Raw genomic sequence first — 23,298 nt, 5'->3', positions numbered from 1 at the left:
CCGCTGTTCTATTTATTCATGTTGTTCGTATGATATTAATATATAGAACGAATTGGAGGAAACATTAATGAAAGCAATATTGTATACAAAATATGGTCCCCCCGACGTACTTCAATTGAAAGAAGTTGAAAAACCTACACCTAAAGACAATGAAATACTAATAAAAATTAATGCGACAACCGTAACAGCAGGAGATATTCGTTCAAGAAGTTTTACAGTTCCCTCTTCGGTTTGGCTACCCGCTCGAATTGCACTTGGCTTTAAACAACCGAAAAAACAAATACTTGGAATGGAATTGGCTGGTGAGGTTGAATCAGTAGGAAAAGACGTTACGCGTTTTAAAGTAGGAGATCCAGTTTTTGCTGCTACCCAAGCAAATTTCGGTTCTTATGCTGAGTACATTTGTATACCTGAAGATGGAGCAGTGTGCATGAAGCCCTCCAATATATCCTATGAAGAAGCCGCAGCCATCCCAATTGGAGCACGTACAGCCTTGTTTTTCCTTAGGAAAGCTAACGTTCGAAGCGGTCAAAACATTCTTATTTACGGAGCTTCTGGAAGTGTCGGAAGTTATGCAGTGCAAATTTCCAAGTATTTCGGCGCAAAAGTTACAGGGGTGTGCAGTAGCTCAAATTTAGAATTAGTAAAGTCCCTAGGAGCTGACGAAGTAATTGATTACACCGCAAGCGATTTTTCTACTATAGACGGAGCTTATGATGTTATCTTTGAAGCCGTAAATAAGAGTACCTTTTCAGATTGTATTAAAATGTTAAAGGAAGATGGTACCTATATAAATATCGTTGAACCGTTACCAAGTGCTCAAATGCTCTGGACTAAATTGACAAGTCGCATGAAACTCATATTAAGTCAAAACGCACCTGAAACTTCCGAAGCATTAAATTTCCTTAAAGAACTTGTTGAGAATGGTAAAATAAAAGTGGTCATTGATAGGCAATACACTTTTGAGGAAATTGTTGAAGCTCACATATATGTTGAAAAAGGACACAAAAAGGGAAATGTCGTCATAAACTTGAAACATAACGACAACTCCTAATAAAGTGAAACTTTAATCAGTGGGTAGCTTTATCTCCCACAAATAGCAGGCTAAACAAGCACACTGCACACAGTTTTTACAATACGAAGTACTCAAACTTTTTTAACATAAAAAACCAGGGCAAATTCATATGCGAATTGCTCTTTTTTAATGTTGCAAGCACTCCAAAGAAGTGGATTAATATACTTCAATCATTTTTTCACTTTCATCAGTACACTCATTTCAAACCTCCCCATTTCCCCTACATATTTTTCTAACTTTGATTAAAAAATATGCAAAGAACCATTATAAATAAAGTGAAACTTTACTTAGCACACCCAATTTGGATAGTTTATCTCTCCTATTTTTACTATCAATAAATAGTGTGATAAATGTGACTTCTTTACGAAATAGTCAGATACCATGCATGAAAACCAATTAAATCCAGGAGTTTCTTTAAAGAATTGTAAACTTTTTAGTACTTTGTAAATTTAGTGTAAAAATTATAGACAAACCGTTTACAGTGCCTCAAGGTTTAGTTAATAATTACATCGTACATGAAATTTAAGGAGTGGAATGCGTGGAATACAATATTCAAGATATGATCTTCCAGTTCATTGGTGGATTAGGTATTTTCTTATTCGGGATTAAATACATGGGCGATGGACTGCAACAAGCAGCCGGAGATCGTCTTCGCGATATTCTAGATCGTTTTACAACAAATCCTCTTATGGGTGTACTAGCAGGTATGTTAGTTACAGTATTAATTCAATCAAGTTCAGGAACAACCGCTTTAACAGTCGGACTTGTAAGTGCCGGATTTATGACATTAAGACAAGCAATCGGTGTTATTATGGGTGCGAACATCGGAACGACAGTTACTGCATTTATTATCGGAATTAAAATCGGAGAATACGCTCTTCCAATTATGGCAGTCGGAGCAATCTTATTATTCTTCTTTAAAAATAAAAAAGTACAGTCTTTAGGTCAAGTCGTATTCGGATTTGGTATGTTATTCTTTGGTTTAGAATTAATGAGCTCAGGTATGAAACCTCTTCGCTCTTTAGAATCATTCCAAGAATTAATGGTTAGTATGAGTGATAACCCAATCTTAGGAATCGTTGTTGGTACAGTCTTCACTTTAATTGTACAAAGTTCAAGTGCGACAATCGGTATTTTACAAGAACTATTTGGCCAGGGTGCAATTGATTTACAAGCTGCTCTTCCTGTATTATTCGGTGATAACATTGGTACAACAATTACAGCTGTATTAGCAGCAATCGGTACTTCTATTGCAGCAAGACGCGCAGCATTAGTTCACGTTATCTTTAATATCGTCGGTACAATTATCTTTACGATTTTATTAGTACCATTTACAAGTTTAATTCAATATTTCCAAACATCTTTAAACTTAAATCCAGAAATGACAATTGCTTTTGCACACGGAACATTTAACGTAACAAATGCGGTTATTCAGTTCCCATTCATTGCAGTGTTAGCATGGATTGTAACAAAACTTATTCGCGGCGAAGATTCTGCTATTGATTTCAAACCGCAACATTTAAATCCAATCTTTATTGAACAATCTCCTGCTATCGCACTAACAGAAGCGCAAAAAGAAATTGTTCGCATGGCTGAGTTTTCTTTACAAGGATTAAAAGAAGCAAACCAATTTTTAAATACACAAGAAAAGAAACACGCTGATATGGCTACGCAATTAGAAGCAGCTATTAACAATTTAGATAAAAAAATTACCGAGTATTTAGTTTTACTATCAGAAAAACCACTTTCACATACAGACTCTGAAAAGCATTCAGTTCTAGCAGGTGTTGTTGGAGATATTGAACGTGTTGGTGATCATGTAGAAAACTTAGTAGAACTTGTAGATTTCCAAATTTCAAACCGCGTTTCACTATCAGATGAAGCACTAGCTGAATTAAATGAAATGCTTGAATTAACAATTTCAACATTACAAGATGCAATCAATGCTTTAACAAACTTCGACACTGAACTAGCTCAAACGGTTATTGCAAAAGAACGTAAAATTGACCAAATGGAACGTGTTCTTCGTAAACGTCATGTATTACGTCTGAACGAACGTAGCTGTTCAGGTGATGCAAGCATCATTTTCGTTGATATGGTAAGTAACTTAGAGCGTATCGGTGATCACGCTGTAAATATTGCTGATGGCGTTTTAGGTGAACAAGGAAAAGTAAATTTAAAACAATCATTATAATAGAAAAGAGACGCTCAAATTAGCGTCTCTTTTTTCATTTCATATTTACAACCGTTCTTCCTTTTAACTTTCCTTGCAGTATAAGTGCAAACTTCTCATCTAATTCTTTTAATGTACATTCTTCTGTATAAGATAATAGCTCTGAATTTTTCCACTCACCGGCTAGCAATGCCCACACTTCTCTTCTCACATCTACTGGACATTGAACTGAATCTATTCCTAAAAGGCTAATCCCTCGTAATATGAATGGGTATACAGTTGTATTTAATTCATGCCCTGCTACGTTACCACACGTTGTTATACAGCCTCCATACTTAACTACCTTTAAAGAACTTTCTAACATGTTTCCGCCTACAGTATCGACAACCCCAGCGTATATTCCTTTAAGCATCGGTCTTCCTGATTCATCACTCAATTCCGCGCGGCGAATCATCTTTTTTGCACCTAAACGTAGCAACATCTCTTTCTCTTCCATTTTCCCTGTTGCCCCTACTACGCTATATCCTAGCTTTCCTAAGATACTAACTGCTACACTGCCTACTCCGCCCGTAGCACCCGTTACTAAAACATCTCCCGTGCTAGGCGTAATTCCCGCTCTAATGAGCTTATATACCGATAAGGCAGCTGTAAAACCTGCTGTCCCGTACATCATACTTTCCTTCAAAGACATTTCTTTTGGTAAAGGAACAACCCAAGAGGATGGCACGCGAATATATTCTCCGAAACCACCAGAAGTATTCATACCTAAATCATATCCAGTTACAATAACTTGATCGCCTTCCTGAAAGGCGTTATTTCCACTACTAACTACCTCTCCCGCTGCATCGATGCCTGGTGTATGAGGGTATGTTCTCGTCACACCTTTATTACCAGTAGCTGAAAGGGCATCTTTATAATTTAATGAAGAATAATGAACACGTATTAATACGTCTCCTTCAGGTAAACTATTTACTTCTCTCTCAACAAGCGTTCTTTCAAATAGATTATTTTCCTTTTCTCTCACGACAATTGCTCGGAATGATGTATGATTCATTACGCTCTCTCCTTCATCCGTAGAATACTTCTTTATTATATAAAAAATGAATGTAAAGCTAATCGCTTCTTCTTGGCTATATTTCAACAAATCTTACTTCTCTATCACTTTCTCACAATACATATTTTCATTTCTACTAAAACACATTATACTTGTTCTACATCTTAAAAATAAAATATAGAAAATCTGACTTTTTATAAATAAATTGAATTTTTACGAAATGTAAATGATTTGTAATGTTTTTTTTCGCTAAATTTCATTATAATAAGTGGATATGAGTGTCGTATTTCAATCCAAATGAAGGAGTACAAGAAATGGAGCAAAACCCATCTTTGCAAGAAAATACACGAAGTAAACCGAAAAATAGTAAGAAAAAAACAAAAATTATTATAAGCGTTATTTTATTCTTTTTAATAATAGGTGGCGGTTATACTTGGTTTTTAGTAAATAAAGCATCTTCTGCTATTCGAAATGCCGCACACGATTTAGCGCGCGGTGATAAATCTGATTTACGTGATAAGGCTGTAAAACCTATTACAAACAACGTCTCTGTCTTAATCATGGGTGTTGATGAAAGCGATGTCCGCGGGAAAGAATATGGTGAAGCTATAAGAACGGATGCATTATTACTTGCAACGTTTAATAAAGATAGCAAAACGGTAAAACTATTAAGTATTCCACGAGACACATATACTTATATTCCAGTAGAAAAGAAAAAAGATAAAATTACACACGCTCATGCATTCGGTTCTACCAAAAATGGAAAAGATGGTGGACCACAAGCAAGTATTGATGCAGTTGAAAAATTAACGAATGTTCCTGTCGATTACTTTGTAAAATTTAACTTTAAATCATTTATAAAAATCGTCGATGATTTGGGCGGAATTGAAGTTGATGTACCAGTTGAATTTACTGAGCAAGATAGCAATGATACTGCTGAGGCAATTCATCTGCAAAAAGGTGTTCAAAAGTTAAATGGCGAAGAAGCTCTTGCTCTTGCTAGAACAAGGCACATCGATAGTGATGCGATGCGTGGTCAACGTCAGCAACTCGTTATTGAAGCCATTTTAAAGAAACTAACGAGCGTTGGATCAGTAACAAAAGTTGGTAACATCATTGATGACATTAATGGCCAATTCGTTACGAACTTAACATTCGATGATATGCTTTCATTCTATAAATACGGAGCAGATTCTTCAATTGAGAAATTACAAATTCAAGGTGAAGACTGTTACATGGCAAAAGGTGATGATACATGTAGTAAGTCAGCTGGTGGTGGCCGAACTTACTACTACAATCCAGATAAAAAAGAATTAGCTAATGTTACAAATGAACTTCGTAGTCACCTTGGACTACCTGCCTATACAAAATCTGATTCTGATTCTGATTCTGATTCTGATTCGAAAAAAACAAGCTCAGAGAAAACAAAAGAATCTAAGTCTGAAAATACGAGTGAACGCGAATCAAGTAACAATGAAACTAAAGATAAGAATAAAAATAACAGTAAAGATACAGAAACATCGTCTAATGACAATGAATAAAAAGAAGCAGTGCTCTATGGAGGTAGAGCACTGCTTCTTTTAAATTCTTTTAAAATGAAAAATCAGAACTTTCCAACTATCTTTTTTAATATTTTTAAATTATAATAAATAATAGTAATCTATTCCAATTATCAGGGGGCTCATACATATGAAAGCTGCAGTAAAACATAACATTTCAGATTTTAAAGAGTACTTAAAATCAAACGATATATACATGGAAGAAAATATAGATGAAAATGATGGTTCTGTACATTTCTCAGCAATCCCTAATTTAGAAAACGGGCTTCAAGTTTACCTTATGGTTGCATTCCAAAATGATGATCCTACTGTCGATATATACTGTTTCAATATTGTTCACGTACCCAATCCAGCATTGACAGCCGATGTTTTACAAGTAATCAATGAACTCAACACAAAATATCGCTTTGCAAAATTTACACTTAACAAAAACAACGGTATTGATATTTCAACTTCTCTTACATTTTCAGAACCATACTTTAACCCTGCTATTGTCTTCGAACATACGAGAGGATTATTCTCATTAGCTAATGAGAATCATAAACAGTTAATTGAAGTAATTTTAGGGCACGTACCAAACTAAAAAAAGGATGCTGCGTATGCAGCATCCTTTTTTATTCATATCATATCGATCCACATCTTTACCGCAGTTCCTACAATTAAAATAGACAATACATATTGCAAAACTTTTTGATTCACTCTCTTCCCTACTCTCACCCCAAGAGGAGCGGCAAATAAACTTGCTATCGCAACGATAAGAGCCGGAATAACAACTATTTGTCCAGTAATCACTTTCCCAGTAGTAATTCCTATCGAGGAAATAAAAGTAATAGCGATAGATGTTGCTATTGTCGTACGTATCGGTAGTTTTAAAACAACTAACATAATCGGTACTAAAAGAAATGCACCACCAGCCCCAATAATGCCGGAAACACTTCCTACAATAAACGCTAACAAACTAGCTAGCCATTTATTGTACATAATTCCTTCTGTCCCCTTACGATTGCTTCGCTTCGGTATAAACATCATAATAGCCGCAATAGTAGCGAGTAATGTATAAACAACATTTACAGTATGCTCATTTAATAGATTCGCACTAAAGCTACCTACAAAGCTTCCTATTAATATACTAGCTCCCATATACACAACTAAAGTTTTATCCATATCGTTACTTTTCCGGTACGCCCACGCGCCTGCAAAAGTTGCAAAGAATACTTGAATCGCTGTAATACCACTCACTTCATGTGATGTATATCCAGCAAATCCTAGCAATACTGGAATGTATAAGATCATCGGATAATTAATAATTGCACCGCCAATCCCAACCATTCCTGAAATAAACGACCCTATAAACCCAATAATAAAAAGTAGCACTGTTAAACTCATATTGTATCCCCCGCCTTCTAAAAAGAAGGTGATTTAAATAAATAAATTCACATTCCCATCCGAAGCATCTGCTAAATATACACCTACTCCTGCAAACTCTACCCCTTCCATAATCTCTTCCTCTTTTAACCCTAATAAATCTACTGTCATTTGACAAGCTACAAGCTTAACTCCCTGTTCTTTCGCCATATCAATTAAATCAGGCAAAGGCATCGCATTATGCTTCTTCATAATACCTTTAATCATCTTTGGCCCCATACCAGCAAAATTCATTTTTGATAATCCCATCTTATCAGCGCCGCGCGGCATCATTTTTCCAAACACTTTCTCTATAAACGTTTTCTTTACTTTCACATGCTCATCTTTCCTAAGGGCATTTAAACCCCAGAAAGTATGAAAAATAGTCACCTCTTGATCGTACGCCGCTGCACCATTCGCAATAATGTAAGCTGCCATCGCTTTATCATAATCTCCACTAAATAAAACAATCGTCGTTTTCTTCTGTTGTTCCATATTGTCCTCCTCTTAATTACCTATAGGGGTATTTTAAAAATTGTAAAAAGGCTCCAATTATCTAGCTACACCCGATACTATTTTCCCCTTACAAAGCGTTCATACCGCCTGAAACATTTATAACGCGCTGAAATCCTAATTTCTTTAATACTTTTGCTGCTTGCTTACTTCTCATCCCGCTCTGACAAATAACAATTACTTCCTTATTTTTATCTAACTGATTTACTTTACTAGCTAACTCATTTAGCGGGATATTCTGAAATCCCTTCATATGATTTCCTCTATATTCACCTACTGTACGAACATCGATAAATTGTTTCTCCTTTTTTCCCACTATACCCTTTAATTCTTTTCCATTTATATTTTGAACACCTTTCACCGGTAAAAAACGTGAAATAACAAACCATGCAGCAAGTACAATGAAAAGCGTACTTAATATTGTATTCATATAACCACCCTCTCCGCATTTACAAAACTAGTTCTTCACTACGCCTTCTTAATCCAAAACTTCAGCACATCGTCTTCTATATTATGCTTTACTATTTCATGACCACCTGTTTTTGACCATGCTGGAATATCCTTAACTGACCCTTTATCCGTTACATGTACTTCTAACACTTCTCCAGATTGTAAAGTATCCATCGCTCTCTTCGTTCTTACAATCGGCATCGGACATGCTAAACCTTTCGCATCTAATACTTGTTTTATATTCATCATCTATTCCTCCAATTTGTTATTAATTATGAACTGCACAACGATTTGGACCAATCTCCATTTCACGCTCTTCTTCCACACTCGGATGAATTCTCCCCATATTCGTTTGACGAATTTCTTGATAAGCATTCGGCTGAGGTGGTAGATTCTCCGTTACAATTTTGCGGAATTCATTCTCATCTTTAATATTTAATCCTGCATTCACTTCAAACAATTGTTTTAAATTAGCACTCACAATCCCATTTTCATCCATTTCACTTATTTTTGAGTAATGAGCTGGTAAAACAATTAACTCTTGAGATAATTCCTTATAGCGCTTATATAATGTATTTCGTAAATCACTCACCCAATCTTCCGCCTTCCCAGCAAGATCGGGACGGCCAATTGAATCTACAAATAAAATATCTCCTGATAATAAATACGTCTCATCGATAATAAATGATGTACTCCCAATCGTATGCCCTGGTGAGTATAGTGCATCAATGTTAATTAGGGTACCCCCCACCGTAATAACAGTACCTTCTACTAGCGGTTCGTAAGAGAAAACAACTTCCTCCGCATCTTTTGGAGGTAACCAATACGTACCGCCTACTTTTTCAGCTAACTTACGCCCTCCAGAAATATGATCTGCATGTAAATGTGTATCCATTACATTCGTAATAGTAGCTCCGTTCTCTTTTGCAAAATCTTCGTATGCTTCAATCGTTCTCACCGCATCAATGACTGCTGCTTCACCGTTTGAAACTACCATATAAGATAAACATCCTTTTCCAAGACGATTAAATTGATATATACTTCCTCCGCCCTGTACATCCCCTACCTTTACCGGCTTCACATACTCACTCCAAGCTTTCATACCCCCAGCTAAATAATAAATATTATTGAAACCAGCATCTAACAATTGCTCTGCGACAAACTGCGAAGAACCTTCTTTCGCACATACGACTAAAATCTCTTTCTCCCTCGGTAATTCATCTACAATATGTTCTACACCATCTAATAAATCAAAATACGGTTTATTCAATGAAGAAATTTGTTTCCCTTCAATTTTCCATTCTTCATAATCCGCTTCATTCCGAACATCTAAAATAAATAACTCTCCGAATAAAACTTTCTCTGCAACATCTTTTGCTTGTAACATCTTAGCGACCATACAATTACCCCCATAGGTATATTTTCATTTAAAAAATTTTATTTTTCCATATTCCCTTGCCACTCTAACATACCTGGAATGACATTTTTCACATTTGAAAAACCTTTTTCTTTCAACGTTTGACAAGCTATATCACTACGATTACCAGTTCGGCAAACAACATAAATTTGCTTCGTCTGATCTAACGCTGCACTCTCTAATTCGCCTAACGGCACCGAAATTGCGGATGGAATATGACCAAAGGCGAATTCCGCCGCTTCACGAACATCTAATACAGTGCAATCTTCACCACTTAATAATATATTTTGCAATTCCCCATTCGTAATTGTATGAGGATACTTCACAACTTCATTTACTTCATGTTCGTGGGCTTTTCGTACATAATGCTTCAATATATCTCCCTCTTGTTTCGTTCCAATATATTGATGCCCTACTTTACTTGACCAACTTTGAATATCTAGCGTAGAACCTTTATCCGTCGCCTCTATTTCAATAACTTTCCCTGCTGCCAACCCTTCCATCGCCCTTTTCGTCTTCACAATTGGCATCGGACAAGCCAATTCTTTACAGTCTAAACTCGTATCAACTTTTATACTCATTGTCGATTCCTCCATAACTTACACACTTATACCTATAGGGGTATATTAAAATGTTTTTAAAAATCTGTCAACACATACGTTTGACAGATTATCGGCTTTTTACAAGTAATTGAACAGCTTCTTTAATTAACTCTTCATTTGAGCCATTACCTGTTTCAAACTGCTCGCGCAAACATTGCTCTAAATTTGTTCCCACAACGAGTCCAATTGTACGATCTAGCGCAGAACGGGATGCAGTTAACTGTGTAATAACATCTCGGCAATCTTTTCCCTCTTCCATCATGCGAAGCACACCACGAACTTGACCTTCAATACGTTTCAACCTATTTTTCATATCTTGATTATATTCCACTATAAACCACCTCCGTAATTATAACTATATTATACATTACTTTTTAACTTTGTATAATATCATATACCCTTGAGGGTATATTGTAAAGCGGTTTGTTTTTTTGTCAAACCTTCTAGGGTATAGTAAAAATGCAAAAGCCACTAACTTTATTGGCTTTTGCATTGCTCAACTACACTGCTGGATAGTCCAACTAATTCATTTCATTTACGAACGAAAGAATCAACCGTTTTATTATCATACTTCCTATAATCTCTTTGTAAAACTATAATCCATCTCTCCACCTAACGCTTCAGCTGTATCACCAGTTTTTCTAAAATCATGTGTATAAATTTGTTCAAATAAACCGAAATCTACTTGCTTATAAAATTCGAAACAAGGGAATCCATCATGTTCTCCTTGAATATCGATACTGCCATCCTTTTTCACACATACAGTTAATAAATAGTCCACAGGAGGGGCATACACATTTAACGGATTACTAGCACTTGCACTCATTTTGAATTGGACACCGTCAGAATTCCATACAATATCAGTACACACAATATTTTCAGTACTCGCTTTTCCTGTTCTTTTATTCACCGAACCATCTGGATTTGTAACCTTCTCTGTCGTAATCCCCGTGTTCGCATATGAAAACACTTCTTCTTTATAAAAATCCACTACTACCTCTTGCTCAACTCTAGAGCGCATAGTATTTACCGCATGTGGTGTAAATTCACGTGAATCACCTTCAAATTGAATTACTTTTCCTGTTTTTACATCCTTCCTCGGTTCCGTCCAAGACATTGGAATAAATACACTGGCTCTAATTTTAACGATATTCGTCATAAGAAACACCCCTATAATTCTAATTTTATATACTGCATACTATTGAATAAAATAGACCACAATTTCAATCCTAGAACCAATAGCTTTCTCTTTTACGTTTGCTACTTCCTTCTAAAAAATAGCGCTATATTTATATCTAGATTTTCGTTTTAAAGCTATATTCCATTTCTCCAGCTAGTGCTGCTGGGGTATCATCCGTTTCTCTGAAATCATGTGTATATATTAATTCAAATGAACCAAAGTCTATTTGTTTATAAAATTCATAGCAAGGGAAACCATCATGTACACCTTCAACGTGCACAGCGCCACTTTCATTAACCCGTATAGTCAAAAAATAATCTGCTGCAGGTGCTGCCGCGTTTAACGGATTACTTGCACTTGCTCTCATTTCAAATGAAACTTCATCTTCACTCCATACAATATTTGTACATGCAATGTTTTCTGTACTTGTTTCTCCTTTTTGATACTCAATTGAGCCATCTGGATTTGTAATCTTCACAGTGACGATACAAGCATCTGCATATGTGAAAATCTCTCTTTTATAAAAATCAATATTCACTTCTTGTTCTAATCTTGAACGCTTTGTGTTCACAGCGCATGGTGTAAACTCCCGTGCATCCCCAGCATATTCAAACACTCTTCCTGTTGCAGGATCCTTAATAGGTTCCAGCGATGCATATGGTGCAAATACACTTCCTCTAATTTTAACGATATTAACCATGTGAAACCTCCATTGATTCTATTTATATAAATCATTATTTGTTCTACCAACATACTATAGTCAATTTGATTGACTATAGTATGTATAGTACAATAGACCTTACCAGTAGTCAACTTAATTGACTACAAGTGCGGAGGTTATATACATGGATCATCAAACATTTAACGAATTAGATCTCACTTCACTTTTATCATTATCGTTCAGCACATTAATTACTGAACTACATGACAAATTAAGTGAATTGGGATTTGAAGATATTAGGCCAGCGCATGGTTTTATGTTCAAACGCATCCTTCCTAATGGGGCAACTGGTATAGAACTAGCTGAATATTTAGGGGTTTCAAAACAAGCTATAAGTAAAATGGTAGATTCTCTTGAAAACAGTGGTTATGTCACGCGCCAAACGCATCCTACTGATAAAAGAGGTAAAATCATTGTTTTAACCGAACGTGGTTTAGCAGTAATGCAAGCAAAAGAAGAAATAATAGCTGAAATAGAACAACGATGGATTGCAAATATAGGTGCAGAACGAATGCAAATGCTTAAAGAGGATTTAACAACATTCGTTACTAAAGAAAATACAGGAAAATTATCATCAAGCATACGACCTGTTTGGTGAACAAAAACTCCATATAAAAAACGAATCCACTTTGATTATTCTTTTTCAAAATGGATTCGTTTTTTACAGCTTTATTAAAATCATTGATTCCTTTAAATTTTGTTTTAAATATATGGGATATCCATATATTATACATTATATAATTCCGTAACTCTCTGCACGATCAGCTCTGCCGTATTCTCCTCTGGCGGCATCAACAAGTTTGTAACTGGCCCATACACAACAGGATTTAATTCCACTTCATATCCACCATATGCATACTCCTCTTTTGTCGGTAAGTAACCAATATATCCATTCGTATAGCCACCAAAGAAAGCTAGTTCATTTTGAAGACTCTCTTTCATTTCTAAAGCAGTTTCTGAAAAAGGTTCCATCGGTATTCCAGAGAATATACCATCATTAATTTGAAACAATTGAATTTCTAAATCGATACTTAACTGCCGAATACCTTGCTTATATTTCTCTAAAACGATAGTAAGCCATTCATCCGTATTCACACCCCACTGCCTCTCAGCTGAGCGAGCCATTCTTCGTATCTCATCAATTTCGGGCAGATCCTTCAATCTCATTTGCATCGTACTCGAAATCGTTCTTAAATTTACAATTGGGCTGTATGTAACTATTGGCAACATCGTTAATACATGTCCACTAAGTGTGTAAGCCATTTGTTTTAATGCTTCCCTTGAACCGCGATATTTCGCATTCACATTTCCAGCAGCACCTTGAACAATAACAACTGGACAATTTACTATTTTCTCCAGAATCTCTCTCGTCATTCCAGGATAATCCGCTGATAATACATCGCTATCCCCTTTTAAAACATTCGGATGAGCAGTACAAAATACAACGATCCCAACTAACTCCTCCGTTTCAGCATTTCTCATTGTTAAAACACCAATACGTTTATCTACAATGCCCTCTATATTTGTTCCCATCTTCGCTTTTCCATCAGATGTTCTCTCTCTTCGGTTTACTCCAATATCACCTGTCGTAACACCCCATCCAACTTCACATAGCTTCAAGTTGTTATTCGCAGTAACGGCACCTTGCACTACATTATTTACTAAAATCATTTTATACGACTGTACTAGAGGGTCATCTCCGACCGTTTCTGGACCAGAGTGTGTATGAGTATAAACAACTGTTATTCGCTCAACTGGCACATGAAGCTCACTAGCTACTCGTTCACGAATAATATTCGTATCGTCTACTATCATCCCAATATTATCAATACTTATAAACACAGTCTTCATTTCATCTTTTTCAAATACAAAGATTGTCCCATAAATACGCTCTTCAATATTATTTATTCCTGTCTCTCTATAATATCCGACAAAATCAATACCTACAGGAGGCGTAATATCCACCTTGCATACCCCTATTTTGCTCATTTGAATTGCTCCATTTCTATATATAACTCCCTTTCTTCAAGAATAGCATATTTAATTCTGTTCCAAATTAAAAAGAACGGGCATAGAATTCTATGTCCGTTCTTTTCTTCACACATACTTCCGATGCACCATCTTCCCATCATAAGAAAACACAACGCCCTTACTTTCCACAATCGACTCCATATGCACCGTTCTTCCCCATAGCTGATGAAGATACGGTAATACTTTTTCTAAGTATTTTAAATCTAGCTCAATTCCTTCATAGCTATGTTTAATGTACAATTCCCCATTCTTTAAGTAGTCGCCATCTTCTACTACTAAGTACGGGAAACCTCCATTTGTACGCATATTTACGAGTTGATCGCGTACATGTTCCCACTCTTTATCAATTACTTTATATTCTTTTCCTTGGCGCTGGAATAAGTACATATCTTCTCTCATTACGAGTTCTTTATTTAAGTAGTTTCTTAGGAACGATACGTCCCATTCAATTTCCCGTACTTCAAACATTTTCTCGCGACCAGAACCAGGCTTCACACCACGCCTTTTCATTTCTTCTGTCGGATTGTTGTAGCGTTCTTCAATATCTTCAAACATTTTAATACCGAGGTAGTATGGATTAATACTTGTTTTTGATGGCTGTACGACACCTGCATTTAATTTCGCAAATTCAATTGCTTCACCAGATGTTAAGTCCATTTCACGAAGTATGCGTTGATGCCAATACGAAGCCCAGCCTTCATTCATGATCTTCGTTTCAAGCTGCGGCCAGAAATATAACATTTCCTCGCGCATCATCGTTAATATGTCACGCTGCCACTCTTCTAGCTCACGGCTGTATTCTTCAATAAAGAGGAGTAAATCTTTTTCTGGTTGCGGAGGGATTTTCTTCTTTTTATGCATATTAGGTCTTTCCCTCTTTTTGTTTCGATCATCTAAATTCCATAAATCATCGTACTGTGATATCTTTTTCTTTTCAACATCCTCTTCTAAATCTTCAATACTCCATGCAAGTTTCGGGCGCATAAGTGATGGATCTATATGTTCTTGAATGGCAAGTACGGCATCTAAAAATGTTTCTACCTCTGCCTTTCCGTACTTATGCTCATATGCTTTCACACGATCCGCTGTTGCAGCCATACTTTCTACCATGTCTCGCTTCGTATTCGAAAAACGAATATTATTTTTAAAGAAATCACAGTGCGCTAAAACGTGCGCCACGATTAGTTTATTTTGAATTAAAGAATTCGTATCTAATAAAAAGGCGTAACATGGATCAGAGTTAATAACGAGTTCATAAATTTTACTAAGTCCTAAATCGTATTGTAATTTCATTCTGAAAAATTGCTTTCCAAAACTCCAATGTGAAAACCTCGTCGGCATCCCATATGCACCAAATGTATAAATAATTTCCGCTGGACATACTTCATAACGCATCGGATAAAAATCAAGCCCAAATCCAGTCGCAATTTCCGTAATTTCCGCAATCGCATATTGCAATGCTTTATCTTCACTTGCTCTCATTATTTTCCCTCCTTACACTTTCCCTTAAGAAAGTGTATGATGAGGAACAAGCTTTCATGAGGATTGATTGCATAATAAAAAGACACCCCCGAAAAAACGAGAATGCCTCATCTATTAACCCTCAATAATCTCCATCTTCTCCGTAATCGGCGTACGAGCTTTTCCTTCTGGTGCTTTATCGAAATAGCCGATATGAAGAATTCCAACGATGCGTTGGCCTCCTGTTAAACCGATTCCTTCTATAAATAGTGGATTGTAGTTTAATCCACCTGATTTCCAAACACATCCTAAGCCGCGTTCCCAAGCAAGTAATTGGAAGTTTTGCATAAATGCACATGTTGCAGCGTAATCTTCGTCACGTGGAATTTGACGCGGATCTTCATTCATATATACAACGATTTGTGCAGGTGTGCTTAAGAAACGGTCAGATAAAATTTTGCCGCGTTTCACTCTTTCTTCTTCTGTGAAAGAGTTTAATACTGCGTCTACTAATTTCTGACGGCCTTCTCCAATGTATAATTTACAATTCCATGGTTCACGGTTTTTATGATTCGGTGCCCATGTTGCGTCGTTTAATAGTTCAATTAATAGCTCTTTGTCTACTGCTTTATCTGTAAATGTACGAACAGAACGTCTTTCTTTAATCACATTTGCGATGGAAGTATATGTAGTCATATTTTTCTCTCCCTTATTTTTATCTTCTATATGTATAAGTTTGTTATTGATATTGATTTTCAATTTCGATTATAACCTAGTTTTTCACTATTAATCAATGTTTTATGTTGGAAAACTTATAAAAACTTCTTTTCATACTGTGAATAAAAAAACTTAACTTGTTCACAAGTTTTTCACATTTTATGGAAATGATATGTGTGAGTTTTCCACATTACCCATCTAGGAGGAGTTTACATGTATAAGAAAATCGCAGTAAGTATGACTATGGCAGCATTATTATGCGGGGTGTCTGTTTTCCCTGCTTCCGCTGCCTCGCCAAAAGAAGTAACAATGCACCATCATAAGCCAATCTCAGAGGAAGAAATGCAGTCTCTCGAAAAACTCGGCTATAACAAACATGAAATTTGGAAAGCTGCCCACATTGCAAGAATCAGTAAAAAGGAAATTAAAGACGTTTTAGCTTACTATAAGCAAAATAAATCTTGGGAGAAAACAGCCGAGCATTTCGGTGTAGATCCAAGTAAATTGAAAAAGCATCATATGAATAAAGAAACGAAAAAAGCACTACTGCAAGAATTAGCAAATATGCAAAAGTCCACACCAGATGGACTAAAACAAAAAATGAAAGAGTATAATATCAGCTTACGTCAGCTCACGGTATTAACAATCATCGCTCAAAAAAGTAATACGTCTCTCGATGATGTACTGAAAATGAAAAAAGATGGGATGGATATTAAACAAATTGCGGAAAAATTAAATGTTAAAAAAGAAGATATACGGGCAGAAATGATTAAATTAGTGAAGTCTATTAAAGAAAAGAAAACAAATTAGCCTGCCAAAAAGGAAGAGATATTCAATACTCTTCCTTTTCTTTATGAACTTTCAATTTTTAAGTATAAATTCCCGTCTTTCCCAAAAACTAACATAAGTAAATAATGTAGGTAAGGGGGGAGAAAATGTTTCGTTTTTCGTCTAAAAAGAATAAAAAAACAATCTGTTCCATTCCAGAATTTATTCAAACTATGAAAGGGTCTAGTGATTTCGTTTCTTATAACATCGTAGAAGATGGGACGTTATGTTTGTTTTATTATAAATCTACAGCCGAATCACTCCTCATTAATCGATTCATTTTAACACCTATAAAAAGAGAATTAGATCACATTGAAAATATAAGCGATATAGCAAATATCGTCACACTCGAGGAGATTATCACCGGCCCTTCTATTGATGATATTCGTGAAAAATTATTAAGTGGGTATGTACTTGTACAGTTAAAAAATGATTCTCAAATCGCAGAATATGCACTTATTCGTGCTGAAAGTTCAGTTTTAGGTACACGGTTATATAACGATACAGAGAATGAATATAGTGTCATCGGTCCAAAAGTCGGGTTCGTTGAGAATATCGATACAAATATACACTTACTTCGGCGAAATATCGTAACAGAACAATTAGTTTTCAAAGAAGTTATAGTTGGTTCTATATCAAAAACAAAAGTCGTAGTTGCTTACATCGAAGGCATTACGAATGAGCAGCACGTTAATACTGCGATGCAGCGCCTACAAGACATTGACTTTGATGTTCCTTTCGATGCAACTATGATTGAACAGTTTATTAGCGATAATAGTAACTCTCCCTTCCCTGTTTTACTACCTACAGAGCGGTTAGATCGTTCTGTTTTTGCATTAATTAATGGAGGAGTCGTCATTTTAACAGACGGTTCACCTTATGCATTAGCCGGACCGGCGACGTTACTCGATTTTTTTGTCTCTCCAGAAGATTATTATTTACCATGGGTAGCAGGCTCATTTCTTCGAATGGTGCGTTTTTTCGGAGCGGCATTCTCTTTATTTTCTTCAGCTATTTATACAGCTATATTAACGTATCACTATCAAATGATTCCTGCTGATTTACTTGGACCAATCATTTATTCAAGAGCGAATGTACCGTTCCCCCCTGTTTTAGAAGCCCTATTTTTAGAAATTACAATTGAGTTACTTCGCGAAGCAGGGGCACGATTACCGACAAAAGTTGGACAAACAATCGGTATTGTTGGGGGAATTGTAATTGGACAAGCATCTGTTGAGGCTGCTTTAACGAGCACTATTTTATTAATTGCGGTTGCATTATCTGCACTCGCGTCTTTTACAACACCGACGGTAAAGATGTCTTCTACTATCCGGTTACTTCGATTTCCGCTCATCGTTTTAGCAGGAGCATTTGGCGGATTAGGTCTCATTGTCGGATTCGTCTTCATTTTAGCTCATTTAATTCGTTTGAAGTCACTTGGATCGCCATATTTATTACCTTTATACCCATTTCGAGGTGTAAAAACTGCGGAAGGTCTCCTTCGTTTACCGTTTAGTCAAACCGCTGCACGTGCTTCTTTTCTTAGACCGAAAACAAAATGGCGCTATAATCCGGAAAAAGCGAAAACGAAACGTGATGGTGAAAAGAAATGAAAAAGATTTTACTATGCTTTACTATGATCCTTTTTACTTTCCAATCAGGTTGTACGCAATCGAACATAGTGGATACACAGCGAATTATTCATGTAAGTGGATTTGATATAACGAAAGACAATAAATTTCGCGGGACAATTCTCTATCCAGATTATACAAAGGACGTACAATCAAAACCAGAAACTCAATCAACTACTGCAAATACAATTGAAACAATCTCTTCACAGCTAAACGCCAAATCACCACATACTATCGCCATAGGTCAAATGCGTGTTGCCCTATTCGGAAAATCATTTGGTGAACGCGGGCTTGGTAATGTTATTAACAACTTACAACGTGACCCTAACATCGGCCGAGATGTACAGCTAGCACTTGTAGATGGATCAACAGAAGAACTTCTCAAGCATGTTAAAACAAATGGATCGCTCTATCTTGCTGATTTACTTGAGCAAAATATAGAAACTGAAACGATTCCTCGGACCGCTTTAAATATTTTTTTGTATAACTTTTATTCATCAGGGGGCGATCCATTTCTTCCCTATATTGAAATTGACGAAGACAAATCAGCTTCTATTAAAGGAATCGCTTTTTTAAAAAAAGATAAAGTGGCTATGTATACAGATAAAAAGGGCTCTTTTTTATTAAAATTACTCATTAATCCAACTAAAAATGGACGTTACGAAGTTCCGATACGTCAAGGTAAACATAAAGGATTAATCGCCACTCAAAACTTATCTGGAAAAAGTGTTTGTGACGTTTCTCAAAATGGTAGTATGCCGAAAGTTCACATCCACTTAAAACTAAATGGACTCATAAAAAATACTCCTGATTGGCTTGATTTATCTAAAAAGGAGAATATAACTTACGTAAAAAAACATGTAGAAAAAACACTTGAAAGACATTTAAAGGAATTAATAAAACAATTCCAAGAAAAAGATATTGATCCAGTAGGTATACGTGAAGAAATTCGTAGTCACTCAAGAAAATGGAGTATGAAACAAATTCAAGAAATGTACCCTAGCGTAGACGTTGCTGTTAATGTGCAAGTTAATATCGTACAATCTGGTATCGGAGAATAATGAGGTGCTAAAATGGCTGAGCAAAATAAAAAGAATACTGTTTCTCCTTATTTCGTATTTCTTTTATTACACTCCCTTCAAATCGGAGTAGGTGTATTAGGATATCAACGAATTATTGCGCAATATGCTGGCTATGATGCCTGGATTTCCCTTATTATTGCAGGTATTGCAACTCATATCGTATTATTTTGTATGCTTAAAATGTTAGAAAAAGATAATGATTTAATTAATATTCATATGACATGTTTCGGAAAGTGGCTTGGTACCTTTCTTTCCGTTTGTTTCACCTTATACCTTCTATTATTTTGTCTTACAGTTCTTCGTACATATATTGAGATCATTCAAGTGTGGGTCTTTCCTACAATTAAACCATGGAAATTAACTTTATTATTTTTACTCGTGACTTACTATGTTATAAAAGGCGGATTCCGCTCTGTAACAGGAATATGTTTTTGGGGCACTGTATTACCGTTTTTTGTAGTACTATTTTTAGCCTTCCCGATGAAATACGCACATTTCCGCAACATTTTACCTATTCTCACTCATTCACCCATAGACATTCTAACTTCGGCCAAATCTTCTGTATTAGAATTTCTTGGGTTCGAAGCAATCCTTATCTTTTATCCTTTTATTGAAAAAGGAAAATCTCTAAAGAAATGGGCGCATGGCGGCATAGCCTTCTCAACCATTCTATATGTACTCTTGGCAATCATTTCTTTTATGTACTATAGCCAAGGGCAATTGCATCATACCATTTGGCCTACATTAACGATGTTAAAAATTATTAAAATTCCCTTTATTCAGCGATTTGAATACATAATTATTTTCGTATGGTTCCTTATTATTTTACCTAACCTTTGTGTAACGATTTGGTCTTCTTGTCGTACTATTAAATGTTCTTTTCGCATACCATTTAAAATTACATTGCCACTTTTTATCACAATTGTATTTATTTCATCCCTATTTTTTACAAACCGTGAGAGTATCAATACATTAAATACAGTACTATCTCAAGCAGGTTTATATATTGTATACGCTTATATCCCAATCTTATTTCTATTCCATTCACTACGATGGCGCTTCAAAAATAAGTCGAAAGAATCTTCAACCGACACACCATGATATTTGATACAATTTGATTAATACATTTGCAAAGGGGACAAGCCTATGAAGAAATATGTATTTTCTTTACTTGTAGTACTGAGCTTAATTCTTACTGGATGCGGGAGTACTGGTACAAATGAAAAAAAATCTTCTGAATCAAAAGAAGAGCATGACCATGCAGCACATACTCAGCAAGCTGACATTCAAGAAAAGACAAAAGGAGTCGACACACTTCCGGCCTTCCTAGACAAACTTGATCCACAAATGAAAGAAATCTATACTGTCGCTGGACAAAATGCTGAACTATTAGATTGGATTCCTTGTTACTGCGGTTGTGGTGAAAGTGTAGGACATAAAAATAATAAAAATTGCTTTATTCGTGAAATCAAAAAGAATGGTGAAGTTGTTTGGGATTCCCATGCAACAACTTGTGTAAATTGCTTAGAAATCGCAGTTGAATCTGCTTCGATGAAACAAAAAGGAAAATCAACGCTTGAAATTCGTAATTATATTGATAATAAATACAAAGAAGGATATGGGAAACCAACACCTACGCCAATGCCAAAAGCTTAAAAAACGAGGAGACTCCTCGTTTTTTTCTTTTCATTCACTTTTTTTCTTAACAAATTCTTTCAAGTGTATTTCTCCTCGCTTGTCACACACTATATATAACTCCTCAGTAAGGAGGGTACACAGTGCAAACATATAACGACTATGACAAAGCTCTCTATTACACGTATTGCTGTAATTGGGATAAACTACTCGTTTTAATGGTTCAAACGAATGATCAACTATTTTCTAAGCGTATTGAACACTTTTTACACGCTTATCAATACAGTAAAGAATTACCAGAAGTTGACAAACAATTGCAGCTCCTATTTCAATATATTGACCATGCATCCCAGAAGTCACATGTAGAAGAAGTAGTAGAGCAAATTCAAATGTAAAATATAGCGCTATTCTCTCTTAGAGAATGGCGCTTTTTTGAACATTTTTATATCAATAAAAGTTTCCTTTTACAAAACTTTTATTGATAAACATATTTTCTCTTTCTTTTCTGTACTACTTCATACTATAATTTAGTATGTAACTATTATAAGTGAGGTATAAAATATGGGACGAGAAAAAAAGCAAGAGTATGCTTTATTTACTGCATGGGGAGCTTCTTTTATTGCTACGCTAGGTAGCCTATACTTTTCCGAAATCATGAAATTTGAACCTTGTGTCCTTTGCTGGTATCAACGTATCTTTATGTATCCATTCGTTTTATGGCTCGGCATTGCTGTAGTAAAAAAAGATTATCGTATTGCAAGTTATTCCTTACCAATTGCAAGTATTGGTGCTTGTATTTCTTTATATCATTATGCAATTCAAAAACTTTCAGCACTATCAGCTGCAGGAGCAGCTTGCGGACGCGTACCTTGTACGGGAGAATACATAAACTGGTTCGGCTTTGTGACAATCCCGTTTTTAGCTCTTATTGGCTTTATCACAATCGCTATTTGCAGCTTTATTGTAATTAAAAACAAATAAGGAGATGAAAGAATGAAAAAAATGCTTATATTTGGTGGTATTATTATCGCCTTGTTTGCAGCAATTTTCGCTGTAACACAAATGGAAGAAAAAAATGCTTCAACAAGCCAAAAAATTGATAACGCTACTAGTCAATCAGATGGTCCTGACTACTACACAAACAAAATTTCTCTTTCAGATCTCAAAAAGAATTTAAAAGAGAAAAAAGAAGAAACAGTATACTTTTATCAAACATCTTGCGTTCATTGCCAAAAATTATCTCCTATCGTAGTACCAATGGCTAAAGACTTGAATGTTGATATGAAAGTTATGGATATTGAAAAATTAGATGCTCCTTGGGATGAATATAAAATTAAAGGTACTCCAACAATCATTCATTTTAAAGATGGTAAAGAAGTGAGCCGTATTAGCGGCGAACAACCGGAAGACAAATTAAAAGAATGGCTTGAGCAAACGAAGAAATAACGAGAAAAGGAAACTCCTTCTATACATGAAATGCGTGTAAAATCCCACACTAATGTATAAGGAGGGGGTTTTATGCCAGAAGTGAAATGCTCTGTTTCCAATTGTTCATTTTGGGGACAAGGTAACCTTTGTCAAGCAAGTGCAATCGTTGTTCAACCTGATGCACAAGAAGCAAGTCAAATTGAAAACAGTTCGTATACAAGCGCCGCTTTAACAAACGAGACGCTAGAAAGCTCTGTAACAACGAGTGTAGAGACTTGTTGTCATACATTTAAACCGAAATATTAAACGTAAAAGCATACGATTAGTCGTATGCTTT

At 35.7% G+C, this 23,298-nt stretch carries 27 protein-coding genes; 14 read left to right on the top strand and 13 right to left on the bottom strand.

Features of this window, described 5'->3' with window-relative positions; translation table 11 throughout:
• The first annotated feature begins 67 nt into the window (after window positions 1-67).
• Both EXW56_RS04035 and EXW56_RS04030 read left to right on the top strand, forming a co-directional pair.
• On the top strand, window positions 68-1,054 hold the full coding sequence (locus tag EXW56_RS04035; protein ID WP_002201683.1) for an NAD(P)-dependent alcohol dehydrogenase: 987 nt from the start codon (window positions 68-70) through the stop codon (window positions 1,052-1,054).
• Window positions 1,055-1,613: 559 nt separating this feature from the next.
• A complete protein-coding gene (locus EXW56_RS04030; protein ID WP_002201684.1) occupies window positions 1,614-3,269 on the top strand; it encodes a Na/Pi cotransporter family protein in 1,656 nt (551 codons plus the stop codon).
• A 34-nt stretch (window positions 3,270-3,303) separates the two neighbouring features.
• Here EXW56_RS04030 and EXW56_RS04025 read toward each other — a convergent pair whose 3' ends face one another.
• Window positions 3,304-4,302: a YhdH/YhfP family quinone oxidoreductase gene (locus tag EXW56_RS04025; protein ID WP_002201685.1), complete on the bottom strand. Its 999-nt coding sequence runs from the start codon at window positions 4,300-4,302 to the stop codon at window positions 3,304-3,306.
• Window positions 4,303-4,616: 314 nt separating this feature from the next.
• On the opposite strand from EXW56_RS04025, the gene EXW56_RS04020 reads away from it, so the two are divergent.
• Both EXW56_RS04020 and EXW56_RS04015 read left to right on the top strand, forming a co-directional pair.
• A complete protein-coding gene (locus tag EXW56_RS04020; RefSeq protein ID WP_141558694.1) occupies window positions 4,617-5,843 on the top strand; it encodes an LCP family protein in 1,227 nt (408 codons plus the stop codon).
• Between the two features lie 148 nt (window positions 5,844-5,991).
• Window positions 5,992-6,444 (top strand): hypothetical protein, encoded by a 453-nt coding sequence (locus EXW56_RS04015; RefSeq protein ID WP_002201687.1) that lies wholly within the window; start codon window positions 5,992-5,994, stop codon window positions 6,442-6,444.
• Window positions 6,445-6,479: 35 nt separating this feature from the next.
• Here the strand turns inward: EXW56_RS04015 and EXW56_RS04010 are convergent, their stop codons facing one another.
• The 9 genes from EXW56_RS04010 to EXW56_RS03970 form a co-directional block, all read right to left on the bottom strand.
• On the bottom strand, window positions 6,480-7,247 hold the full coding sequence (locus EXW56_RS04010; RefSeq protein ID WP_002201688.1) for a sulfite exporter TauE/SafE family protein: 768 nt from the start codon (window positions 7,245-7,247) through the stop codon (window positions 6,480-6,482).
• A 33-nt stretch (window positions 7,248-7,280) separates the two neighbouring features.
• Window positions 7,281-7,760: a DsrE/DsrF/DrsH-like family protein gene (locus EXW56_RS04005; protein ID WP_002159190.1), complete on the bottom strand. Its 480-nt coding sequence runs from the start codon at window positions 7,758-7,760 to the stop codon at window positions 7,281-7,283.
• An 88-nt stretch (window positions 7,761-7,848) separates the two neighbouring features.
• Complete coding sequence (locus EXW56_RS04000) at window positions 7,849-8,208, bottom strand: rhodanese-like domain-containing protein (protein WP_002159192.1); 360 nt, start codon at window positions 8,206-8,208, stop codon at window positions 7,849-7,851.
• Window positions 8,209-8,246: 38 nt separating this feature from the next.
• Window positions 8,247-8,477 carry a sulfurtransferase TusA family protein gene (locus EXW56_RS03995; protein ID WP_002150428.1) on the bottom strand — a complete coding sequence of 77 codons (231 nt, stop codon included), beginning with the start codon at window positions 8,475-8,477 and terminating at the stop codon, window positions 8,247-8,249.
• Between the two features lie 19 nt (window positions 8,478-8,496).
• Window positions 8,497-9,627: an MBL fold metallo-hydrolase gene (locus EXW56_RS03990; protein ID WP_002201689.1), complete on the bottom strand. Its 1,131-nt coding sequence runs from the start codon at window positions 9,625-9,627 to the stop codon at window positions 8,497-8,499.
• Window positions 9,628-9,665: 38 nt separating this feature from the next.
• Window positions 9,666-10,226, bottom strand: coding sequence for a sulfurtransferase TusA family protein (locus tag EXW56_RS03985; RefSeq protein WP_002201690.1), 561 nt, complete (start codon window positions 10,224-10,226; stop codon window positions 9,666-9,668).
• A gap of 88 nt (window positions 10,227-10,314) precedes the next feature.
• Window positions 10,315-10,578, bottom strand: coding sequence for a metal-sensitive transcriptional regulator (locus EXW56_RS03980; RefSeq protein ID WP_000456201.1), 264 nt, complete (start codon window positions 10,576-10,578; stop codon window positions 10,315-10,317).
• Window positions 10,579-10,821: 243 nt separating this feature from the next.
• Window positions 10,822-11,406, bottom strand: a complete 585-nt coding sequence (locus EXW56_RS03975) for a DUF3238 domain-containing protein (RefSeq protein ID WP_002201695.1) — start codon at window positions 11,404-11,406, stop codon at window positions 10,822-10,824.
• Window positions 11,407-11,542: 136 nt separating this feature from the next.
• A complete protein-coding gene (locus EXW56_RS03970) occupies window positions 11,543-12,127 on the bottom strand; it encodes a DUF3238 domain-containing protein (RefSeq protein WP_002201696.1) in 585 nt (194 codons plus the stop codon).
• Window positions 12,128-12,272: 145 nt separating this feature from the next.
• Between EXW56_RS03970 and EXW56_RS03965 the strand changes: the two genes are divergently transcribed.
• Complete coding sequence (locus tag EXW56_RS03965; protein ID WP_002201697.1) at window positions 12,273-12,746, top strand: MarR family winged helix-turn-helix transcriptional regulator; 474 nt, start codon at window positions 12,273-12,275, stop codon at window positions 12,744-12,746.
• Window positions 12,747-12,874: 128 nt separating this feature from the next.
• Here EXW56_RS03965 and EXW56_RS03960 read toward each other — a convergent pair whose 3' ends face one another.
• The 3 genes from EXW56_RS03960 to EXW56_RS03950 all read right to left on the bottom strand — a co-directional run bounded on the left by EXW56_RS03960 (window position 12,875) and on the right by EXW56_RS03950 (window position 16,336).
• The gene (locus EXW56_RS03960; RefSeq protein ID WP_215597192.1) at window positions 12,875-14,137 is read right to left on the bottom strand and encodes a neutral/alkaline non-lysosomal ceramidase N-terminal domain-containing protein; all 1,263 of its coding nucleotides are present in this window, start codon (window positions 14,135-14,137) and stop codon (window positions 12,875-12,877) included.
• A gap of 108 nt (window positions 14,138-14,245) precedes the next feature.
• A complete protein-coding gene (gene spoVR, locus EXW56_RS03955; protein WP_002201699.1) occupies window positions 14,246-15,661 on the bottom strand; it encodes a stage V sporulation protein SpoVR in 1,416 nt (471 codons plus the stop codon).
• Between the two features lie 114 nt (window positions 15,662-15,775).
• Complete coding sequence (locus EXW56_RS03950) at window positions 15,776-16,336, bottom strand: nitroreductase family protein (RefSeq protein ID WP_215597191.1); 561 nt, start codon at window positions 16,334-16,336, stop codon at window positions 15,776-15,778.
• A 234-nt stretch (window positions 16,337-16,570) separates the two neighbouring features.
• Here EXW56_RS03950 and EXW56_RS03945 point away from each other — a divergent pair, with 234 nt between their 5' ends.
• The 9 genes from EXW56_RS03945 (at window position 16,571) to EXW56_RS03905 (ending at window position 23,267) form a co-directional block, all read left to right on the top strand.
• On the top strand, window positions 16,571-17,167 hold the full coding sequence (locus EXW56_RS03945) for a hypothetical protein (RefSeq protein ID WP_002201700.1): 597 nt from the start codon (window positions 16,571-16,573) through the stop codon (window positions 17,165-17,167).
• Window positions 17,168-17,292: 125 nt separating this feature from the next.
• Window positions 17,293-18,798, top strand: coding sequence for a spore germination protein (locus EXW56_RS03940; protein ID WP_215597190.1), 1,506 nt, complete (start codon window positions 17,293-17,295; stop codon window positions 18,796-18,798).
• Window positions 18,795-19,877 (top strand): spore germination protein GerYC, encoded by a 1,083-nt coding sequence (locus tag EXW56_RS03935; protein WP_215597189.1) that lies wholly within the window; start codon window positions 18,795-18,797, stop codon window positions 19,875-19,877. The genes EXW56_RS03940 and EXW56_RS03935 overlap by 4 nt, the downstream gene beginning before the upstream one ends.
• Before the next feature lie 12 nt (window positions 19,878-19,889).
• The gene (locus EXW56_RS03930; RefSeq protein WP_215597188.1) at window positions 19,890-20,999 is read left to right on the top strand and encodes a GerAB/ArcD/ProY family transporter; all 1,110 of its coding nucleotides are present in this window, start codon (window positions 19,890-19,892) and stop codon (window positions 20,997-20,999) included.
• 45 nt (window positions 21,000-21,044) lie between these two features.
• On the top strand, window positions 21,045-21,554 hold the full coding sequence (locus tag EXW56_RS03925) for a PCYCGC motif-containing (lipo)protein (RefSeq protein WP_215597187.1): 510 nt from the start codon (window positions 21,045-21,047) through the stop codon (window positions 21,552-21,554).
• Between the two features lie 122 nt (window positions 21,555-21,676).
• Window positions 21,677-21,928, top strand: coding sequence for a YhdB family protein (locus EXW56_RS03920; protein WP_002150460.1), 252 nt, complete (start codon window positions 21,677-21,679; stop codon window positions 21,926-21,928).
• Between the two features lie 166 nt (window positions 21,929-22,094).
• A complete protein-coding gene (locus EXW56_RS03915; RefSeq protein WP_002159213.1) occupies window positions 22,095-22,514 on the top strand; it encodes a disulfide formation protein C in 420 nt (139 codons plus the stop codon).
• Between the two features lie 12 nt (window positions 22,515-22,526).
• Complete coding sequence (locus EXW56_RS03910; protein ID WP_215597186.1) at window positions 22,527-22,979, top strand: thioredoxin family protein; 453 nt, start codon at window positions 22,527-22,529, stop codon at window positions 22,977-22,979.
• A gap of 72 nt (window positions 22,980-23,051) precedes the next feature.
• Window positions 23,052-23,267 carry a DUF1540 domain-containing protein gene (locus tag EXW56_RS03905; protein ID WP_002201705.1) on the top strand — a complete coding sequence of 72 codons (216 nt, stop codon included), beginning with the start codon at window positions 23,052-23,054 and terminating at the stop codon, window positions 23,265-23,267.
• The last annotated feature ends 31 nt before the right edge of the window (window positions 23,268-23,298 follow it).

This window comes from Bacillus mycoides (genome assembly GCF_018742245.1).
Classification (GTDB): domain Bacteria; phylum Bacillota; class Bacilli; order Bacillales; family Bacillaceae_G; genus Bacillus_A; species Bacillus_A cereus_U.
The sequence above is the reverse complement of the archived record's forward strand: the minus strand, read 5'-3'. Positions and strand labels throughout refer to the sequence as shown.

What these genes read in the sequence shown, in the direction of transcription:
- EXW56_RS03950 (WP_215597191.1), bottom strand. Translation starts at nt 16,336, where the DNA reads ATGACTACATATACTTCCATCGCAAATGTGATTAAAGAAAGACGTTCT.
- EXW56_RS03925 (WP_215597187.1), top strand. Translation starts at nt 21,045, where the DNA reads ATGAAGAAATATGTATTTTCTTTACTTGTAGTACTGAGCTTAATTCTT.
- EXW56_RS04015 (WP_002201687.1), top strand. Translation starts at nt 5,992, where the DNA reads ATGAAAGCTGCAGTAAAACATAACATTTCAGATTTTAAAGAGTACTTA.
- EXW56_RS03965 (WP_002201697.1), top strand. Translation starts at nt 12,273, where the DNA reads ATGGATCATCAAACATTTAACGAATTAGATCTCACTTCACTTTTATCA.
- EXW56_RS03975 (WP_002201695.1), bottom strand. Translation starts at nt 11,406, where the DNA reads ATGACGAATATCGTTAAAATTAGAGCCAGTGTATTTATTCCAATGTCT.
- spoVR (WP_002201699.1), bottom strand. Translation starts at nt 15,661, where the DNA reads ATGAGAGCAAGTGAAGATAAAGCATTGCAATATGCGATTGCGGAAATT.
- EXW56_RS04035 (WP_002201683.1), top strand. Translation starts at nt 68, where the DNA reads ATGAAAGCAATATTGTATACAAAATATGGTCCCCCCGACGTACTTCAA.
- EXW56_RS03990 (WP_002201689.1), bottom strand. Translation starts at nt 9,627, where the DNA reads ATGGTCGCTAAGATGTTACAAGCAAAAGATGTTGCAGAGAAAGTTTTA.
- EXW56_RS03995 (WP_002150428.1), bottom strand. Translation starts at nt 8,477, where the DNA reads ATGATGAATATAAAACAAGTATTAGATGCGAAAGGTTTAGCATGTCCG.
- EXW56_RS04010 (WP_002201688.1), bottom strand. Translation starts at nt 7,247, where the DNA reads ATGAGTTTAACAGTGCTACTTTTTATTATTGGGTTTATAGGGTCGTTT.
- EXW56_RS04020 (WP_141558694.1), top strand. Translation starts at nt 4,617, where the DNA reads ATGGAGCAAAACCCATCTTTGCAAGAAAATACACGAAGTAAACCGAAA.
- EXW56_RS03960 (WP_215597192.1), bottom strand. Translation starts at nt 14,137, where the DNA reads ATGAGCAAAATAGGGGTATGCAAGGTGGATATTACGCCTCCTGTAGGT.
- EXW56_RS04005 (WP_002159190.1), bottom strand. Translation starts at nt 7,760, where the DNA reads ATGGAACAACAGAAGAAAACGACGATTGTTTTATTTAGTGGAGATTAT.
- EXW56_RS04025 (WP_002201685.1), bottom strand. Translation starts at nt 4,302, where the DNA reads ATGAATCATACATCATTCCGAGCAATTGTCGTGAGAGAAAAGGAAAAT.
- EXW56_RS03915 (WP_002159213.1), top strand. Translation starts at nt 22,095, where the DNA reads ATGGGACGAGAAAAAAAGCAAGAGTATGCTTTATTTACTGCATGGGGA.
- EXW56_RS03905 (WP_002201705.1), top strand. Translation starts at nt 23,052, where the DNA reads ATGCCAGAAGTGAAATGCTCTGTTTCCAATTGTTCATTTTGGGGACAA.
- EXW56_RS03940 (WP_215597190.1), top strand. Translation starts at nt 17,293, where the DNA reads ATGTTTCGTTTTTCGTCTAAAAAGAATAAAAAAACAATCTGTTCCATT.
- EXW56_RS03935 (WP_215597189.1), top strand. Translation starts at nt 18,795, where the DNA reads ATGAAAAAGATTTTACTATGCTTTACTATGATCCTTTTTACTTTCCAA.
- EXW56_RS03945 (WP_002201700.1), top strand. Translation starts at nt 16,571, where the DNA reads ATGTATAAGAAAATCGCAGTAAGTATGACTATGGCAGCATTATTATGC.
- EXW56_RS03985 (WP_002201690.1), bottom strand. Translation starts at nt 10,226, where the DNA reads ATGAGTATAAAAGTTGATACGAGTTTAGACTGTAAAGAATTGGCTTGT.
- EXW56_RS04000 (WP_002159192.1), bottom strand. Translation starts at nt 8,208, where the DNA reads ATGAATACAATATTAAGTACGCTTTTCATTGTACTTGCTGCATGGTTT.
- EXW56_RS03930 (WP_215597188.1), top strand. Translation starts at nt 19,890, where the DNA reads ATGGCTGAGCAAAATAAAAAGAATACTGTTTCTCCTTATTTCGTATTT.
- EXW56_RS03910 (WP_215597186.1), top strand. Translation starts at nt 22,527, where the DNA reads ATGAAAAAAATGCTTATATTTGGTGGTATTATTATCGCCTTGTTTGCA.
- EXW56_RS03970 (WP_002201696.1), bottom strand. Translation starts at nt 12,127, where the DNA reads ATGGTTAATATCGTTAAAATTAGAGGAAGTGTATTTGCACCATATGCA.